Raw genomic sequence first — 17023 nt, forward strand, 5'->3', positions numbered from 1 at the left:
ACGAGCGGATGCCTCCAGAGGGGGCATCCGCTCGTTCCGTTCTCCCCTCCTGGAGGGGAAGCCGGCCGCGGCGGTGGCGTGGGCGGTGCCGCGGCCGGCGGTCCGTCACCCGGCTTGGACCGGGTCGCGTCGCGGAGGCTCGGCCGCGTCGGCCGTGTCCCCGTCCGCGAAGTCTTCGCTCGGCTCCGTCGGGCCCGCCTCGGACCCGTCCGACGACGGCTCGGCGGCGTCGGGCGCCGCGTGCACGCCGTGGCGTCGTTCCTCGCGCGCGAGCCGGCTCGGCCACCAGATCGCCCGGCCGATGTCGTACGTGGCGGCCGGCACGAGCAGGGTCCGCACCAGGAATGTGTCGAGCAGCACGCCGAAGGCGACGATGAACGAGATCTGCGCGAGGAACAGGATGGGCAGCACGCCGAGCGCGGCGAAGGTCGCGGCGAGCACGAGCCCGGCCGACGTGATGACCCCGCCGGTGAGCCGCAGCCCGCGGAGGATGCCCTCCCGCGTGCCGTGCCGCATGGCCTCCTCTCGCACGCGGGTCATGAGGAAGATGTTGTAGTCGACGCCGAGCGCGACGAGGAACACGAACCCGAAGAGCGGGACGGACGGGTCGGCGCCGGGGAACCCGAGGATGAACTCGAAGACGAGCGCCGAGACACCGAGGGCCGCCGCGAACGAGAGCACGACGCTCGCGATCAGGATGAGCGGTGCGATCACGGCGCGCAGCAGCAGCATGAGGATCACGAGGATCGCGAGCAGCACGAGCGGGATGATGAGGCGCTGGTCGTTCACCGCCGCCTCGTTCGTGTCGAGCGCCACCGCGGTCGGGCCGCCGACGAGCACGTTCTCGCCGACGTCGTCGAGGGCCGCGCGAAGGTCCACGACCGTCGCCTCCGCCTCGGCCGAGTCGGACGGGTCGTCGAGGGTGGCCTGGAGCAGCACGTTGCCGTCCACGACGGTCGGCTCGGGCGCGGGCGTGCCGGGCGGGCCGAAGGCCTGCACGCCGTCCTCGGTGACGGGCGCACTGCCCGCGGGCGAGTCGGTCGACAGCACCGCGACGGATGCCACGCCGTCGATGCCGAGCGCGACGTCGGCCATCTCCTGCAGGTCGTCCTCCGGCCCGATGATGACGGCCGGGGTGCCGGAGCCGCCGGGGAAGTGCTCGCTCACGAGCTCCTGGCCGTCGCGGGCCTGCGACTCGCCGAGGATGAACTCGCTCGACGGGACGCCGTCGGCGTCGAGTCGGACGAGGCCGATCGACATCACCGCGAGCAGGAGGGTGGAGAGGATCCACACCGTGCGGGGGCGGCGGGACACGAGGCGTCCGACGGCGCCCCACAGTCCCCGCTCGCCCGCAGCGCGGTCGTCGACGACGTCGGCGTGACGCCCGTGCGAGGGGTCTGCGGCCGTGGCATCCGGCCGGGCGATGCGGCGCGGCCAGAAGGCCACGCGCCCGGCCCACAGGAGCAGCGCCGGGAGCAGCGTGAGGGCGGCGAGCAGCGCGAACACGATGCCGATGGCCGCGACCGGGCCGAGGATCTTGTTCGAGTTGAGTTCGCTCGCGAGCAGGATCAGGAGCGCGACGATGACGGTGCCGGCCGACGCCGCGATGGGCTCCCACGAGCCCTTCAACGCCGCCCACGTGGCATCCCACTTGCGCTCGTGCTGGGCGAGCGCCTCGCGGTACCGCGCGATGTAGAGCAGCGCGTAGTCGGTCGCGGCGCCGATGACGAGGATGAAGAGGATGCCCTGCGTCTGCCCCGAGAGCAGCAGCAGGTCGGCCTGCGCGAGCTGCACGACCGTGAACACGGAGGCGGTCAGCGCCGTGAGGCTCGTGAAGAGCACGATGATCGGCAGCAGCGGCGAGCGGTAGACGACGACGAGGATCACGAGCACGGCCGACAGGGCCACGAGCAGGAGCAGGCCGTCGATGCCCGAGAACGCCTCGGCGAGGTCGGCGGTGAAGCCGGCGGGTCCCGTGACGGCCGCCGTCGTGCCGTCGATCGCCGACTCCTCGAGCAGCGCCCGCATCTCCTCGATGGTGACGCCCGAGCCCTCCTCGCCCTCACCGGGCGCGACCGACGCGACGAACTGGGCGGCCTCGCCGTCCTCCGACGGGATGACCGGCGACGTCTCGTCGGCGACGACGCCTTCGACGTCGAGCACGTCGTCGCGCAGCGCCTCGACGTCGGCGAGCTGCGCCTCGGTGAGCTGCGCGCCGTCGTCGCTCGCGACGATGACGATCGCGGGGACGTTGTCGGAGTCGCGGAAGCCGTCCTGGAGGTCGTTGACCTCGGTGGCCTCGGCCGAGGCCGGCAGGAACGACGCCTGGTCGTTCTGCTGCACCTCGCTGATCGTGCCGAACGCGGCACCGCCCGCGCCGAACAGCGCGAACCAGACGAGGATGAGGACGGTCGGGATGAGCACCCGGAGCCACGTGGGCACACGTCCGGGGCGCTTGGCGGGGGTGGCGGTCTCGTTCATCGTCACCGACGGTACGGAACGGGCACCGCCCGGCGCGTCCATCGAAAGTTCGGACCGCGCCCGCCCCCCGGACGGCGCACCGCCGGGATCAGTCGACGAGGACGCCGTGCCCGGACTGGATGTCGCGGATGCGCGTCATGACCATGAGGCGCAGTTCCTCGGGCGCCGTCTCGCGGCACGCCCGCTGCACGACCTCGGTGATCGCCACGCCGACGCGCAGCTCGCCGCGGCAGTCCTCGCAGTGCTCCATGTGCTCGCGGATGTCGGCGGCATCCGCACTGCACAGCTCGTTGTGCAGGTATTCCTCGAGCTCGGCCTTGGCCTTCTCGCAGCCGCAGTCCGTCATTTCGTGCTCCTCCGGGATCGGGTGGTCGCCGGCGCGACGGCGATGCCCTGCTCGGTCGCGTATTCGGCGAGGGACTCGCGGAGCAGACGCCGGCCACGGTGCAGGCGGCTCATCACGGTCCCGATGGGGGTGTTCATCATGTCGGCGATCTCCTGGTAGGAGAACCCCTCGACGTCGGCGAAGTACACGGCCAGGCGGAAGTCCTCGGGAAGGGCCTGGAGCGCGTCCTTCACGGCCGAGTCGGGGAGGTGGTCGATCGCCTCCGCCTCGGCCGAGCGGCTCGAGGACGCGGTCGTCGACTCGGCACCGCCGAGCTGCCAGTCCTCGAGGTCGTCGATCGTGCCCTGATAGGGCTCCCGCTGCTTCTTGCGGTAGGTGTTGATGAAGGTGTTGGTGAGGATGCGGTACAGCCACGCCTTCAGGTTCGTGCCCTGCGTGAACGACCCGAAGGCGGCGTACGCCTTCACGAACGTCTCCTGCACGAGGTCCTGCGCGTCGGCCGGGTTCTTGGTCATGCGCAGCGCGGCCGCGTAGAGCTGGTCGATGAACGGCAGCGCCTGCTCCTCGAACAGCGCGCCGAGGTCGCGCGTCTCGTCGTCGGGCCGATCGGCGTCGGCCTGGTTCGCGGTGTCGTCGGCGGTCATCAGGGGCCATCCTAGGTCCTGAGGCTCCGAGACCACCGGGCGGTCGAGCACCGTCATCGTCACGCGCACCAACTCCTTCCCGTTCCGCCGAGCGCTACTGTTGGTAACCGATGCAGCTTTCGAGGTATTCCGCGCCCGAGTTCGACCCGTACGGCGACAACCGCCAGGTGGAGTCGGACGACGGATGGCGTGCGCCGGTGGCCTCGGCGCCGCTCGCGGCGACCCTATCGCTACCCGGTTCGAAGTCGCTCACCAACCGCGAACTCGTCCTCGCCGCGCTCGCCGACGGACCCTCGACGCTCCGCGCTCCGCTGTGGTCGCGCGACAGCGAGCTCATGATCGAGGGGCTGCGGCAGCTCGGCGTCGGGTTCGAGCGGATGCCGGGTGCCGGCGGGTTCGGCGACGACCTCCGGGTCACGCCGACCGACGAGCTCGTCGGGTCGACCACGATCGACTGCGGACTCGCGGGCACCGTCATGCGGTTCCTGCCCCCGGTGGCGGCGCTCGCCCTCGGTCCCACGACGTTCGACGGCGACGAGGGCGCCCGTCGCCGTCCGATGCGCGGCGTGATCGACGGCCTCCGCGGCCTCGGCGTCGACCTGGACGACGACGGTCGGGGCGCCCTGCCGTTCACGGTGCACGGCTTCGGGCGGGTCGAGGGCGGCGAGCTCGCCATCGACGCCTCCGCCTCGAGCCAGTTCGTCTCGGGGCTGCTGCTCTCCGCACCCCGCTTCGAGCGCGGACTCGACCTCACGCACACGGGCGAACGCCTGCCGAGCCTGCCCCACATCGAGATGACGATCGAGACCCTCGCCCTGCGCGGCGTCGCGGTCGAGCAGCCCGCGGTCGGCCGCTGGATCGTCGCTCCGGGGCCCATCGCCGCACGCGACGTCGACATCGAGCCCGACCTCTCGAACGCGGCGCCGTTCCTGGTCGCGGCGGTCGTCGCCGGCGGGTCCGTCACGATCTCCGGGTGGCCCACCGCGACGACGCAGGTCGGCGCGCACCTGGCCGACCTCCTCCCCCGGTTCGGCGCCCGCGTCGAGCGCGACGGCGACCGGCTCACCGTGCACGCGCCCGAGCCCGCCGAGGACGGCGGACGCGGCATCCGCGGCGTCGAGCTCGACCTCTCGGAGGCGGGCGAGCTCGTGCCCAACCTCGTGGCGCTCGCGGCGCTCGCCGACGACCCGAGCACGTTCACGGGCATCGGGCACATCCGACACCACGAGACCGACCGGCTCGCGGCGCTCGCAGCCGAGCTCAACGGCCTCGGCGGACGGGTGACCGAGCTCGACGACGGCCTGCGCATCGAGCCCGCGCCGCTGCACGGCGGGGAGTGGAAGGCGTACGCCGACCACCGCATGGCGACCTCGGGCGCCATCGTGGGGCTCGCGGTCGAGGGCGTGGTCGTCGACGACATCGGATCGACGTCGAAGACGCTGCCCCAGTTCACCGAGCTCTGGGAGCAGATGCTCGGATGAGCTGGTGGGACACCGACGACGAGGACGAGCCGGAGTACGACCAGTACGACGAGTCCGACGTGCGGGTCCGACCCAGCCGCCGCGGGAGCCGGCCGCGCACGAAGGTGCGTCCGGAGCACGCCGACGCCGAGACCGGCATCGTGCTCGGCGTCGACCGCGGCCGCTACACCGTGCTCGTCGACGACGCCGAACCGACCGAACGGGAGATCACCGCCGCTCGCGCGAGCGAGCTGCGCCGCAAGTCGGTCGTCACCGGCGATCGGGTCGACCTCGTCGGCGACACGTCGGGCGACGAGGGCACGCTCGCCCGCATCGTGCGCGTGCAGGAGCGCACGACCCTGCTTCGCCGCAGCGCCGACGACACGGACGCCGTCGAGCGGGTCATCGTCGCGAACGCCGACCAGATGCTCATCGTGATCGCCGCCGCCGACCCCGAGCCCCGCGTGCGCCTCGTGGACCGCTACCTCGTCGCCGCGTACGACGCGGGGATCGCCCCGATCGTGTGCGTGACGAAGACCGATCTCGCCGACCCCGAACCGTTCCTGGCGAATTTCGCCGGGCTCGACCTCCCGGTGCTCCGCAGCCGCGCCGACGCGATGCCGCTCGACGAGATCGCCGAGCGGCTCGTCGGCCACCGCACGGTGTTCGTCGGGCACTCGGGCGTCGGCAAGTCGACGCTCGTGAACGCCCTCGTCCCCGAAGCGCATCGCGCCACGGGGCACGTCAACGTGGTCACGGGCCGCGGGCGACACACGTCGTCGTCGACCGTCTCCCTGCGCCTCGAGCACGAGGGCCGGACCGGCTGGGTCATCGACACTCCCGGCGTCCGCTCGTTCGGCCTGGGGCACGTCGACCCCGCGAACATCCTCGGCGCCTTCGCCGACCTGGCCCGCATCGCCGAGGACTGCCCGCGCGGCTGCACCCACCTGCCGGACTCCCCGGACTGCGCGATCATCGAGGCCGTCGAGGCCGGCGACCTCGGCGAATCCGGGCGCGTGCGCCTCGACTCGCTGCAGCGACTGCTCGCGACGTTCGCCTGAGGTTCCGAGCACCTCGGATGCCGCGGGCGCGCGCCGCGGCATCCGTCGCCGTGCCTACGATTGGGGCATGACCGACGCTCGACTCGCCGCCGGCGACCTCGCCCCCGACTTCACCCTGCCCGACCAGGACGGCAACCCCGTCACGCTCTCGTCCCTCCGCGGGCAGAAGGTCGTGCTCTACTTCTACCCCGCCGCCATGACGCCCGGCTGCACCACCGAGGCCTGCGACTTCCGCGACCACCTCAACTCGTTCGCCGGCGCGGGCGTGCGCGTGGTCGGCGTCTCGAAGGACGACGTCGCGACGCTCAAGCAGTTCGCCGAGCGCGACGGCCTGAACTTCCCGCTCCTCTCCGACACCGACCTCGCGGTGCAGCAGGCGTACGGCGCGTGGGGCGAGAAGTCGCTCTACGGCAAGACGGTCACGGGCGCCATCCGCTCGACCTTCGTCATCGATGAGGAGGGCCGCATCGACAAGCCCATGTACAACGTCAAGGCCACCGGGCACGTCGCCCGCATCCGCAAGGACCTCGGCCTCGACGGCTGAGACCCGCCGTTCCTCCGGGCGGTCGTCGCGATGCGGCGGCCGCCCGCGGCGTCTCCGCTCCGCCTCAGGCCGGCATCGCGGGTCAGCCGGCCGCTGGGTGCGAGGCGTCCTCGTCGCGTGCGTACGCCGCGCGGACCGGCGGCCAGAGCAGCAGGCCGACCACCGTGACGGCGGGGATGAGCAGCGCCCACCCGATGTCCGGGCGCGCGAAGAGGCCCTGGAACGCGCCCACGGCGATCGACAGCTGGAGCACCTGCCAGACGATCGCGCCGGCTCGGGCCCACGGCGCACGCCGCACCGAGGCCACCGCGATGGCGGCGACCCAGGCGGCCGCGAGGGCGGTGATCACGATGAGGGCGATCGCGGTCGCGAACGACGACGGCTGCAGCACCAGCAGGTCGATGACGAGCCACGCGACCATCGCCGCGAGCGCCGCCGCCTCGGCGAAGAGCAGGACGGTGACCGTGAGCAGCGCCGCCCGGACCCCTCCCGGCGCGGACGCGGTGGCGTCTCGGCCGGCGTCCCGCCCATTCACAGGCTTCTCCGAAAGTGCACTCTTGATTCACTTCCCACGCTATGCGACCATTTATGAGGCCGAATTGATGCTCACAGGGACGTGAGCCGATCTTCCACGATCCTACTTCCCGAGATTCGGCTTTCCCCCACCGCAGCCCCGCCGGTTCCCGGCAGCGCACGCATGCGTCTGCTGCGGATCGACAACGCAAGGAGCATCTGAATGGATTGGCGCGACAAGGCCGCCTGCCTGACCGCGGACCCGGAACTCTTCTTCCCCGTGGGGAACACCGGACCGGCCGTCGACCAGATCGAAAAGGCCAAGGCGGTCTGCGCCCGATGCACCGTCACCGAGATCTGCCTCCAGTACGCCCTCGAGACCGGCCAGGACTCGGGCGTGTGGGGCGGCCTCAGCGAAGACGAGCGCCGCGCCCTCAAGCGCCGCGCCGCGCGAGCACGTCGCGCGGGCTGACGCCCGCGCGCGTTGCGGGCCGGCTGCCGCAGTCCCCGGATCGACTTCGACCGGCAGGCCCACGGCCCGAACTCCCCGCAAGCACCCGAACCGGACGGCACCCGCATCGCGCGGGTGCCGTCCGCATGCGGGGAGCGATCCTCGTCGGGCCGCGGCGCCCCCTGATCAGGGCTTCGTGATCCAGCGCAGCGGCACCTCGATCGTCACCTCGGTGCCGCTGCCGACCACGGTGTGCCAGTCGATCGTGCCGCCGAGCTCGCCCTGGATCAGCGTCCGGACGATCTGGGTGCCGAGGCCCTCGCCGACCTTGCCCTCGGGCAGCCCGGAGCCGGTGTCTCGGACCTGCACGATGAGCATCGTCTCGGACCGGCTCGCGATGACCTCGACGTCGCCCTCCTGCCCGGCGAGGCCGTGCTCGACCGCGTTCGTGACGAGCTCGGTGAGCGCGAGGGCGAGCGGCGTGGCGTAGGCGCTCGGCAGCACCCCGAACGTCCCCGACTTCTTCGGGTGCGCCGTCGTGTTGTGGGCTGCGGCGACCTCGGCCACGAGCAGCAGCGCGCGGTCGAACACCTCGTCGAAGTCGACGTTCTGGCTGAGGCCCTCCGAGAGGGTGTCATGGACGACGGCGATCGCACCGACGCGTCGCATCGCCTGGGTGAGGGCGTCGCGCGCCTCGTCGGAGTGCGTGCGCCGGGCCTGGATGCGCAGCAGCGACGCGACCGTCTGCAGGTTGTTCTTCACGCGATGGTGGATCTCGCGGATCGTCGCATCCTTGGTGATGAGCTCCTGCTCCTGGTGGCGCAGCTCGGTGACGTCGCGTGTGAGCACGATCGCGCCGGTGCGCTCGCCGCGGCGACGGATCGGGATGGCTCGGAGGGACACCGTCACACCGCGCGACTCGACGTCCGTGCGCCACGGCGCGCGCCCGGTCACGACGAGCGGCAGGGACTCGTCGACGTCGAGCCGCCCGCTGAGCAGCCGCGACGCGACATCGGCGAGCGACTGGCCCTCGAGCTCGTCGTCGAAGCCCATGCGGTTGAACGCCGACAGCGCATTCGGGCTGGCGAACGTCGTGATGCCGTCGACGTCGAGGCGGATGAGCCCGTCCGACGCGCGCGGCGCGCCGCGCCGGGGGCCCGTCGGCGCGCCGAGGTCGGGGAAGTCCCCCGAGGCGATCATCTGGAACAGTTCGGCCGCGCAGTCGTTGAACGTCAGCTCCTGACGGCTCGGGGTGCGGGTCGACCCGAGGTTGGTGTGCCGGGTGATGACGGCGACCGGCTCGGGCGCCAGCTCGGTGCCGGTGACGGAGAGCCGACGCATCACGGGCACGGAGCGGACGCGCGTCGGCATCTCCTCGTACCAGTCGGGTGCCGAGGAGTCGACGATCGCGCCCGAGTCGAACGCCTGCGAGACGAGGTCGCGCCACTCCGCACGGATCGCCTGCCCGACGAAGTCGCGGTAGAACAGGGTCGCCGCGCTCGACGGACGCGAGTGCGCGACGGCGACGAAGTCGTCATCGCCGGACGGCACCCAGAGGACGATGTCGGCGAAGGCGAGGTCGGCGAGGAGCTGGAGGTCGCCGACGAGCATGTGGAGCCAGTCCACGTCCGCCTGGCTGCTGCGCCCTTGGGCGAGGACGAGATCACTGAGGGTCGACACAGACCCAGCGTAGCGAGCGCCGACGGCCTGCTCAGGCCACCGCGGCGCGGCGGCGGCCGAGCGGCAGGTGTGCGCGCCGGCGCGGCGCGGGTTCCGGTTCGGGCAGCAGCCGGTCGTCGACGTAGGCACGCAGTGCCGCCCGGAGCGGCGACCGCGGCGCGGCATCGCGGAGCGTGCGCGCCATGAGGATCGCGGCATCCGTCGCCCGCCCGTCGTGCGGGAGCAGCGTCGCCTCGGCGAGCCCGGCGAACCGCCGCAGCGTCTGGCGGACCTGCGCATGCGCATCGAGGCCGAGCGCACTCGACCGCACGCGGTTCACCACCACGTCGACGCGTTCCGCGTCGACGAGGTCGACCAGCTCGCCGTGGCCACGCAGCAGCCGCGACAGTCCCACTGGGTCGGCGAGGCCGACGGCGAGCACGCGATCGGCCGCCGCGAGTGCGGCGAACGTCGCGGCATTGCGCCGCGGCGCGAACTGGTCGGTCATGAGCTCCTCGTCGCGTTCCAGCGAGAACCCCGTGTCGACCACGACGTACTCGAACCGCTCGCGCATGGCCGCGAGCGCGGCCGTGACGCGCTCGTCGGAGAGCTCGGGCCACCGGCTCGGCCCGACGAGCCCCGTGAACACCTCGAACGGGGCGCGCGGCGACGAGTAGCGCTGGGCGATGCGCTCGAGCTCGGCGCGATCGAGCGCCCCCGCACCGGCCAGCCGGCACGCCGAGGCGAATCCCGGCGCCTCGTCGAGCAGGCCGAGGATCGGCGCGATGGCGCCGCCGTAGGGATCGGCGTCGACGAGGGCCACGCGGTGGCCCGCGGCGGCGAGCTCGGCGGCGACGTTGACCGCGACGGTGGTCCGGCCCGGGGCGCCCGCCGGGCCCCAGACCGCGACGATCCCGTTCGCCGGGCCGGCGTCCCGGCCCGCGGTGGCCGGGTCGCCCAGACGCGACGGGACGGTCACCCCGCCGCTGACGAGGGCCTCGAGCTCGGCGACGGGCACCCCGGCGTCGAGGACCTCGTGGAGCCCGATGCGATTGGCCTGCGCGCGATCGTGGTCGGAATCGGCGAGCGCGATGCAGCGGATGCCGCGCTCGTCGCACGCGGCGAGCAGTTCGGGCGTCAGTGTCGCGCGGCCCGCGCCGACGACGACCACCTCCGGCCCGACGACGTCGAGGCAGTCGAGCACGTCGCGCCATCCGACCAGCCGGGCCACGATCGTGTGCCCCGACTCGACCAGGTCGGCGAGGATGCCGTCCTCGAGCGACGGATCGAGGGCGAGCGCGAGACGGGCCATCAGTCGCGGACCGCGCCGGTCGCGGGGACGAGGTCGACGGCGTCGCCCGCGGCGAGCGCCTCGAGGAGCGCCGCGGTCTTCTCGCGCGGGATCAGCAACTCGACCGTAGGCCCGCCCGTCGACATCATGCCGTCGGATTCGGCGACCGCCGCGACCTCGGCACCGGGCACCAGCACCACCGGCGGCTCGAACGCGCCGCGCTCGACCTCGGCGGCGGTCCACACGTCGACGAGGGCGCCGGGCGCGACCTCGCCCGGCAGCGGACGCGAACTCGTGACGACCACCACCGCGAGGTCGGCGCGCTCGCGATCGGCGACGGATGCCGCGGGCAGGAGCTCGCCCGCCTGAACGGTGCGCACCACCACGAGGCCGCCCTCGGGGAGGTCGTCGGGGGCGAGGTAGCCGTCGGCGAGGGCGCCGAGCCGGACGGATTCGACCCGGAGCGAGGCGGCCTCCACGCGCGTGCCCGGCGTGAGCGTCGCTGGGGCGACGAGGACCTCGCGGGTGTCGTCGAGCGCCTCGACGAGCGCCCAGACCCCGAGGCTGGATCCGGCCACGAGCGCCAGCCCGATGAGCAGGCGGGGATCGACTCGCGTCGAGCCCCGCTCTCGTCGTGCGCTGCGAACCGCCATTCCGACTCCTCTCCTCGGTCGCCGGGACCATGGTGGCGCGTTGCCGAGAGGTCACCGTGAAGTTATCCACACCGCGGACGGCGTCCGACGGCGAGGTCGATAATCGAGTGATGATCCAGAACGGTCCGGGCGATGCGATCGGCCGCTTCCTCACGGTCGCCGATGCGGCCGAGGTGCTCGCCGTCGACGTCGAGACCGTTCATGACCTGATCCTGTCGGGCGAGCTCCCCGCGATCCGAGTCGGCGAACGCGGGCCCTGGCGAGTCGAGCGCACCCAGCTCGAACTGTGGATCGACGACCAGTACGAGGCCACGAGGCGTCGTTCGGCGTGGCATCAGGGCGAGTTCGCCAACGTCATCGAGTTGTCCGGCCTGCGCTCCGGAGGGCCGCGCGCCGTCGACTGAGGTGCTTCAGTGCACGGTCACCGCGACGACGCGGGCGAACGGCACCAACCGGTAGCCGCGGACGTCGCGTTCGCGCCGAGGAGTCCCCGGTTCGTGCAGGGCGAGGTCGAGGTGATCGAGGCCGACCCGGTCGATCGTCCCGTGGTGCCGGCCGTCGAGGGATTCGAGATCGACGGGGAGACGGCGCCGACCGAGATCCCGGAGCACGAACGCGAGCCCGATGCGCTCGGCGATCCTGGTGGCGGACTCGGGCACGCGCGTGAGGCTCTCGTCCACCTGACGACGACCCGCGGCGACGGCGGCGATCGCGTCCATGGGCACGATGCACTGGCTCCGGCCGCCCTGCACGACGAGGTGCCCGCTCAACCAGTCGCGACCGAACGTCGTGGGCTGCACGAGCAGCGTGCAGCCTCCCGCGAGCTCGAGGCGGATGCCGCCGCGTTCCCCGTCGGCCGCGGCGAGCGCCATGATGCGTTCCCGGAGCGACAGCCGGGCCATCCGCAGCCGTTCGGACTCGAGCGCCAGCACGCGCTCCTCCTCGCGTTGCTCGCGGTCGAGCTGCGACTCCAGGTCGTCGAACAGCTGGTCCCAGCGCATGCGCCGACGCTACCCGGCGGGGCCGGAGCCGACGCACTTCTCCACAGGCGCGGATTTTCCTTGACACCCGTGAGCGCTCGACCGTACCGTTCAGTCAGACCCTCCTACCCCCCGAACAGGGGACACCGCGTCGACGCATGCCGGCTGACGGGCCCCACCCTACTGGAGCATCCATGACCGCTCGCCTTCCCAGCGCGCCCAGAACCCCCGTCGTCGAAGGGGCCGTCGCGCGTCGCCTGTTCTTCGACGACGACGAGTTCTCCCGCCAGCGCTCCGGGCGAGCCGAGCTCGACGACCCCGAACAGCTGCTGCGCAACCTGACCCACTGCGTCATCGAGGTCCTCGCGGGTGCGCGCGACCTCGAGCAGCTCGCACGCTGGGTGACCGACGACGTCTATCGGAACCTCTCGAAGCGCGTCGTGCTGGCGGCCCGCGCACGGCGAGCGAAGGGGCTCGTCCCGCAGCGGCCCGCGTTCACCGTCGGACGGGTGATGATCGACGAGCCCGCCGACGGCATCGTCGAGGCGGTGGTCATGGTGCACCAGCGGGCCCGATCGCGAGCGGTGGCCATCCGCCTGGAGGGCCTCGACCAGCGCTGGCGAGCGAGCGTCATCAGCGTGCTCTGATCCGCGACTCCCCGGTCCCACCGGTCCCGGGGTGATGGCACCTCGCCGGCCCATCCCCTAGCCTCATGCCATGGACCGCGGCTCGGCGGCCCGGCGCATCACGGCGGCGGGCACGGCCATCGCCTCGCTCGGCGTGGCCCCGGGCGACGACGACGGCCGCCGCATGGAGAAGCGGGTCCTCACATTCACCGCCGTCTTCACCTCGGTGGTGGTCGCGCCCTGGGCGGCGTTCTACTACGCCATCGGGGTCCCCGTGGCCGCGGCCATCCCGACCATTTACATCGTCGCCACGATCGCGGGCCTCGCACACCTTCGCGCGGCCCGCGACGACCGGTGGTTCCGCCGGTCCCAACTGACGATGTTCCTCACGCTGCCGCCGCTCGTCCACGTCGCCCTGGGCGGCTTCGCGAACAGCAGCGGCGTCATCCTCTTCGCGGCATCCGCACCGATCGGCGCGCTCTCGTTCAGCCGCGTACGACGACCCGGGCTCGTGTTCGCCCTCTACGTGGCGATCGTGGCGGCCATGGTGCCACTCGAAGGCGTGCTCAGTGCGACCGCTCCCGACCTCGACCCCCGCGTGGTCACGCTGTTCTTCGCCGTCAACATCGTCTCGGTGTCCACGATCGTCTTCGTCGCGATGCGCGCGTACGTCCGTTCGCGCGACCGACTCGCCGCCGCCCTGGCGGAGGAGCGGGACCGCTCCGACCGGCTCCTGCGGAACGTCCTCCCGGGCGCGATCGCCGATCGACTCGTCGCGGGCGAGCACCCGATCGCCGATCGCCTCGACGGGGTGGGGGTCCTCATCGCGGACATCGTCGACTTCACGAGCCTCTCGGAGACGCTCTCTCCGGACGCCCTCGTGCAGGACCTGGATCGCCTGTTCGGCGCACTCGACGACCTCGCGGCCCGGCACGGCCTCACCAAGGTCAAGACGATCGGCGACGCGTACCTCGTGATCACGGGCGGGCTGGGCGACGAGGCCGACCTCGACGCCCTCGCGGGGTTCGCGCTCGACGCCCGGGCACTGGCCGTCTCGCACGCGATCGGCGAACGTCCGGCGGTGCACCTCCGGATCGGCATCGCCGTCGGACCGATCGTCGCCGGCGTCATCGGCGCCTCCCGCTTCCTGTGGGATGTCTACGGCGCGACCGTCAACACCGCGAGCCGCATGGAGTCCACCGCACCTCCGGACTCGATCCAGGTCACCGAGGCGGTGGCGGACCGCCTCGCCGAGGGCTTCCGGCTGCGGCCCCGGGGTCCCGTGGACGTGAAGGGCATCGGCACCGTGCACACCTGGTTCCTCGAGTCGCGACGATCGGCCTAGACGACCTCGCCCGAGGCGTACCGCGACGCGCCGGGACGCGGAACGGCCCGGGCGTCGCCCGGGCCGTTCGTCGTGGTCGCGGTCAGCGCCCCTTGCGGTCCTGGGCGCGACGCTCCTGCCGGTTCATCGGCGCGGCGTCGCCCTCCGTGCGCTGCCCGAACGCGCCGCGCGCCGCGGGCTGCTGCGGCTGCTGCGGCTGCTGCTGCTGTGCGGCGACGGCGCGGCGCGCGCGCTGCGTGGCCGCCTGCTGGATCTGCCCGCGCTGGTTGCGCACCTCCACGCCGCCCGAGTCGCTCGGGGCGGAGTAGCTCAGCTTGTCCTCAGGGGCGGTGGGGCGCTGCAGGCCCTTGGCCTCGATGCGCGGGGCGGCACCCTGCTGCGCGACCTCGACCTCGAGGTTGAAGAGGAAGCCGATGGTCTCCTCGCGGATCTGTCCCATCATCTGCTGGAACATGGCGTAGCCCTCGCGCTGGTACTCGACCAGCGGGTCGCGCTGGGCCATGGCGCGCAGGCCGATGCCGTCCTTGAGGTAGTCCATCTCGTAGAGGTGGTCGCGCCAGCGGCGGTCGATGACCGAGAGCACGACCCGGCGCTCGAGCTCGCGCATGGCAGGGCTGCCCAGCTGCTCCTCGCGGCGCTGGTAGGCGAGCTTGGCGTCCGAGAGGATCTCGCGGCGCACGAAGTCGCGGTTGACGCGCCCCTTCTCGCCGGCCTCGGCCACGACCTCGTCGATCGTGATGCCGATCGGGTACAGCGTCTTCAGCTCGGCCCAGAGCGCGTCGAAGTCCCACTCGTCGGGGCTGGACTCGGCGGTGTGCTCGTCGAGCACCTCGTCGATGACCTCCTCGAGGAACGACTGCACGCGGTCGTGCAAATCGTCGCCCTCGAGGATGTGCCGGCGGTCGGAGTAGATCGCCTCGCGCTGGCGGTTCAGGACGTCGTCGTACTTCAGCACGTTCTTCCGGATCTCGGCGTTGCGCGCCTCGACCTGCGACTGCGCCGAGCGGATGGCGCGCGTGACGACCTTCGACTCGATGGCCACGTCGTCGGGCACGCCGCGCGACATCAGGCTCTCGGCGGCTCCCGCGTTGAACAGCCGCATGAGGTCGTCGGTGAGCGAGAGGTAGAAGCGGCTCTCGCCGGGGTCGCCCTGGCGGCCCGAGCGGCCGCGGAGCTGGTTGTCGATGCGACGCGACTCGTGACGCTCGGTGCCGAGCACGTAGAGCCCGCCGGCGGCCAGCACCTTCTCGGCCTCCCGCTCGACCTCGGCCTTGGTCTGGTCGAACACCGCGTCCCAGGCGGCCTCGTACTCGTCGGGCGTGTCGACGGGGCTGAGCCCTCGCTCGTGCATCCGCTGCACCGCCATGAACTCGGCGTTGCCGCCGAGCATGATGTCGGTACCGCGACCGGCCATGTTCGTCGCGACGGTGACGGCACCGAGTCGACCGGCCTGCGCGACGATCGCGGCCTCGCGGGCGTGGTTCTTCGCGTTCAGCACCTCGTGGCGCACGCCCTTCTTGGCGAGCAGCCGCGAGAGGTACTCGCTCTTCTCGACGCTCGTCGTGCCGACGAGGACGGGCTGGCCCTTCTTGTGCCGCTCGACGATGTCCTCGACGACCTGGGCGAACTTCGCCTCCTCGTTCTTGTAGACGAGGTCGGGCTGGTCGATGCGGACCATGGGCTTGTTCGTCGGGATGGGGACCACGCCGAGCTTGTAGGTCGACATGAACTCGGCCGCCTCGGTCTCGGCCGTACCGGTCATGCCCGAGAGCTTGTCGTAGAGGCGGAAGTAGTTCTGCAGCGTGACGGTCGCGAGGGTCTGGTTCTCGGCCTTGACCTGCACGCCCTCCTTCGCCTCGATCGCCTGGTGGATGCCCTCGTTGTAGCGGCGCCCGACGAGGATGCGTCCGGTGTGCTCGTCGACGATGAGGACCTCGCCGTTCATCACGACGTAGTCCTTGTCGCGCTTGAAGAGCGCACGCGCCTTGATCGAGTTGTTGAGGAACGAGATGAGGGGCGTGTTCGCCGACTCGTAGAGGTTGTCGATGCCGAGGTAGTCCTCGACCTTCTCGATGCCGGGCTCGAGGACGCCCACGGTGCGCTTCTTCTCGTCCACCTCGAAGTCCTCGCCGGGGACCAGACGCTGCGCGAGGCGCGCGAACTCGGTGAACCAGCGGTTCGCCTCGCCCGAGGCGGGGCCGGAGATGATGAGCGGCGTGCGGGCCTCGTCGATGAGGATCGAGTCGACCTCGTCGACGATGGCGAAGTAGTGGCCGCGCTGGACCATGTCGGACGCCTGCCACGCCATGTTGTCGCGCAGGTAGTCGAAGCCGAACTCGTTGTTCGTGCCGTACGTGATGTCGGCGGCGTACTGCTCGCGACGGACCGCGGGCGTCTGGCCGGCCACGATGCATCCGGTCGACATGCCGAGCGCGCGGAAGACGCGGCCCATGAGCTCGGACTGGTAGCTCGCGAGGAAGTCGTTGACCGTGACGATGTGCACGCCCCGGCTCGTGAGTGCGTTCAGGTAGGCGGCGGTCGTCGCGACGAGCGTCTTGCCTTCGCCTGTCTTCATCTCGGCGATGTTGCCGAGGTGCAGGGCCGCGCCGCCCATGAGCTGCACGTCGAAGTGGCGGAGGCCGAGGGTGCGGCGGCTCGCCTCGCGGACCGCGGCGAACGCCTCGGGCAGAAGGTCGTCGAGCGACTCGCCGTTGCCGTAGCGCTCGCGGAGCTCGACGGTCTCGTGCTTGAGCTCGTCGTCGCTGAGCGCCCGGAAGTCGTCTTCGAGGGCGTTGATCGCGGCGGCGTAGTTCTCGAGCCGCTTGAGGGTGCGACCTTCGCCGACGCGGAGGACCTTTTCCAGAATCGAAGCCACGAACTGCTCTCCCGTTGTCGTCAGGCGTGCGACGGCGGGGTGGGGCACCCGCGCACGCCGGAGGATCCGCCTGTGCAGACGGTCATCATAGCCA

Annotated in this window: 16 protein-coding genes; 7 read left to right on the plus strand and 9 right to left on the minus strand. The window is 71.9% G+C overall.

From position 1 onward, the window contains the following. Nucleotides 1-105: 105 nt before the first annotated feature. From RH861_RS14560 to RH861_RS14570, 3 genes are all read right to left on the minus strand, one after another. Nucleotides 106-2481 carry an MMPL family transporter gene (locus RH861_RS14560; protein WP_310521594.1) on the minus strand — a complete coding sequence of 792 codons (2376 nt, stop codon included), beginning with the start codon at nucleotides 2479-2481 and terminating at the stop codon, nucleotides 106-108. An 88-nt stretch (nucleotides 2482-2569) separates the two neighbouring features. Then, nucleotides 2570-2827, minus strand: a complete 258-nt coding sequence (locus RH861_RS14565; protein WP_067945159.1) for a zf-HC2 domain-containing protein — start codon at nucleotides 2825-2827, stop codon at nucleotides 2570-2572. Then, a complete protein-coding gene (locus RH861_RS14570; RefSeq protein WP_197466912.1) occupies nucleotides 2824-3471 on the minus strand; it encodes a sigma-70 family RNA polymerase sigma factor in 648 nt (215 codons plus the stop codon). Before RH861_RS14570 ends, RH861_RS14565 begins: the two co-directional genes overlap by 4 nt. A gap of 110 nt (nucleotides 3472-3581) precedes the next feature. On the opposite strand from RH861_RS14570, the gene aroA reads away from it, so the two are divergent. The 3 genes from aroA to bcp all read left to right on the plus strand — a co-directional run bounded on the left by aroA (nucleotide 3582) and on the right by bcp (nucleotide 6536). After that, nucleotides 3582-4952 (plus strand): 3-phosphoshikimate 1-carboxyvinyltransferase, encoded by a 1371-nt coding sequence (gene aroA / locus RH861_RS14575; protein ID WP_310521595.1) that lies wholly within the window; start codon nucleotides 3582-3584, stop codon nucleotides 4950-4952. Next, nucleotides 4949-5992 (plus strand): ribosome small subunit-dependent GTPase A, encoded by a 1044-nt coding sequence (gene rsgA / locus RH861_RS14580; protein WP_310521596.1) that lies wholly within the window; start codon nucleotides 4949-4951, stop codon nucleotides 5990-5992. Before aroA ends, rsgA begins: the two co-directional genes overlap by 4 nt. A 67-nt stretch (nucleotides 5993-6059) precedes the next feature. Beyond that, entirely contained in the window at nucleotides 6060-6536 is a 477-nt protein-coding gene (gene bcp, locus RH861_RS14585) for a thioredoxin-dependent thiol peroxidase (protein ID WP_310521597.1), read from the plus strand. Nucleotides 6537-6618: 82 nt separating this feature from the next. On the opposite strand, the gene RH861_RS14590 is transcribed toward bcp, so the two are convergent. Next, complete coding sequence (locus RH861_RS14590) at nucleotides 6619-7071, minus strand: hypothetical protein (RefSeq protein WP_310521598.1); 453 nt, start codon at nucleotides 7069-7071, stop codon at nucleotides 6619-6621. 201 nt (nucleotides 7072-7272) lie between these two features. Between RH861_RS14590 and RH861_RS14595 the strand changes: the two genes are divergently transcribed. Beyond that, nucleotides 7273-7521, plus strand: a complete 249-nt coding sequence (locus tag RH861_RS14595) for a WhiB family transcriptional regulator (protein ID WP_055859573.1) — start codon at nucleotides 7273-7275, stop codon at nucleotides 7519-7521. A gap of 165 nt (nucleotides 7522-7686) precedes the next feature. Here the strand turns inward: RH861_RS14595 and RH861_RS14600 are convergent, their stop codons facing one another. Genes RH861_RS14600 through RH861_RS14610 form a run of 3 tightly spaced genes read right to left on the minus strand, consistent with a single transcriptional unit; the run spans nucleotide 7687 to nucleotide 11103 of the window. Further along, complete coding sequence (locus RH861_RS14600; RefSeq protein ID WP_067945151.1) at nucleotides 7687-9180, minus strand: sensor histidine kinase; 1494 nt, start codon at nucleotides 9178-9180, stop codon at nucleotides 7687-7689. A gap of 31 nt (nucleotides 9181-9211) precedes the next feature. Continuing rightward, nucleotides 9212-10471, minus strand: coding sequence for a CpaE/TadZ family protein (locus tag RH861_RS14605; protein ID WP_310521599.1), 1260 nt, complete (start codon nucleotides 10469-10471; stop codon nucleotides 9212-9214). After that, nucleotides 10471-11103 (minus strand): SAF domain-containing protein, encoded by a 633-nt coding sequence (locus RH861_RS14610; protein WP_310521600.1) that lies wholly within the window; start codon nucleotides 11101-11103, stop codon nucleotides 10471-10473. The genes RH861_RS14605 and RH861_RS14610 overlap by 1 nt, the downstream gene beginning before the upstream one ends. A 110-nt stretch (nucleotides 11104-11213) precedes the next feature. Here RH861_RS14610 and RH861_RS14615 point away from each other — a divergent pair, with 110 nt between their 5' ends. Continuing rightward, entirely contained in the window at nucleotides 11214-11507 is a 294-nt protein-coding gene (locus tag RH861_RS14615) for a helix-turn-helix domain-containing protein (RefSeq protein ID WP_067945146.1), read from the plus strand. 6 nt (nucleotides 11508-11513) lie between these two features. Here the strand turns inward: RH861_RS14615 and RH861_RS14620 are convergent, their stop codons facing one another. After that, nucleotides 11514-12104, minus strand: a complete 591-nt coding sequence (locus RH861_RS14620; RefSeq protein WP_310521601.1) for a hypothetical protein — start codon at nucleotides 12102-12104, stop codon at nucleotides 11514-11516. 173 nt (nucleotides 12105-12277) lie between these two features. Here RH861_RS14620 and RH861_RS14625 point away from each other — a divergent pair, with 173 nt between their 5' ends. Together RH861_RS14625 and RH861_RS14630 are read left to right on the plus strand one after the other, a co-directional pair. Beyond that, nucleotides 12278-12730, plus strand: coding sequence for an Rv3235 family protein (locus RH861_RS14625; RefSeq protein ID WP_231878490.1), 453 nt, complete (start codon nucleotides 12278-12280; stop codon nucleotides 12728-12730). A 70-nt stretch (nucleotides 12731-12800) separates the two neighbouring features. After that, nucleotides 12801-14054 carry an adenylate/guanylate cyclase domain-containing protein gene (locus RH861_RS14630; RefSeq protein WP_310521602.1) on the plus strand — a complete coding sequence of 418 codons (1254 nt, stop codon included), beginning with the start codon at nucleotides 12801-12803 and terminating at the stop codon, nucleotides 14052-14054. Between the two features lie 82 nt (nucleotides 14055-14136). Here the strand turns inward: RH861_RS14630 and secA are convergent, their stop codons facing one another. Next, on the minus strand, nucleotides 14137-16929 hold the full coding sequence (secA, locus tag RH861_RS14635; protein WP_310521603.1) for a preprotein translocase subunit SecA: 2793 nt from the start codon (nucleotides 16927-16929) through the stop codon (nucleotides 14137-14139). Nucleotides 16930-17023 lie beyond the last annotated feature (94 nt).

Source organism: Agromyces indicus, from assembly GCF_031432295.1.
Taxonomy (GTDB): domain Bacteria; phylum Actinomycetota; class Actinomycetes; order Actinomycetales; family Microbacteriaceae; genus Agromyces; species Agromyces indicus.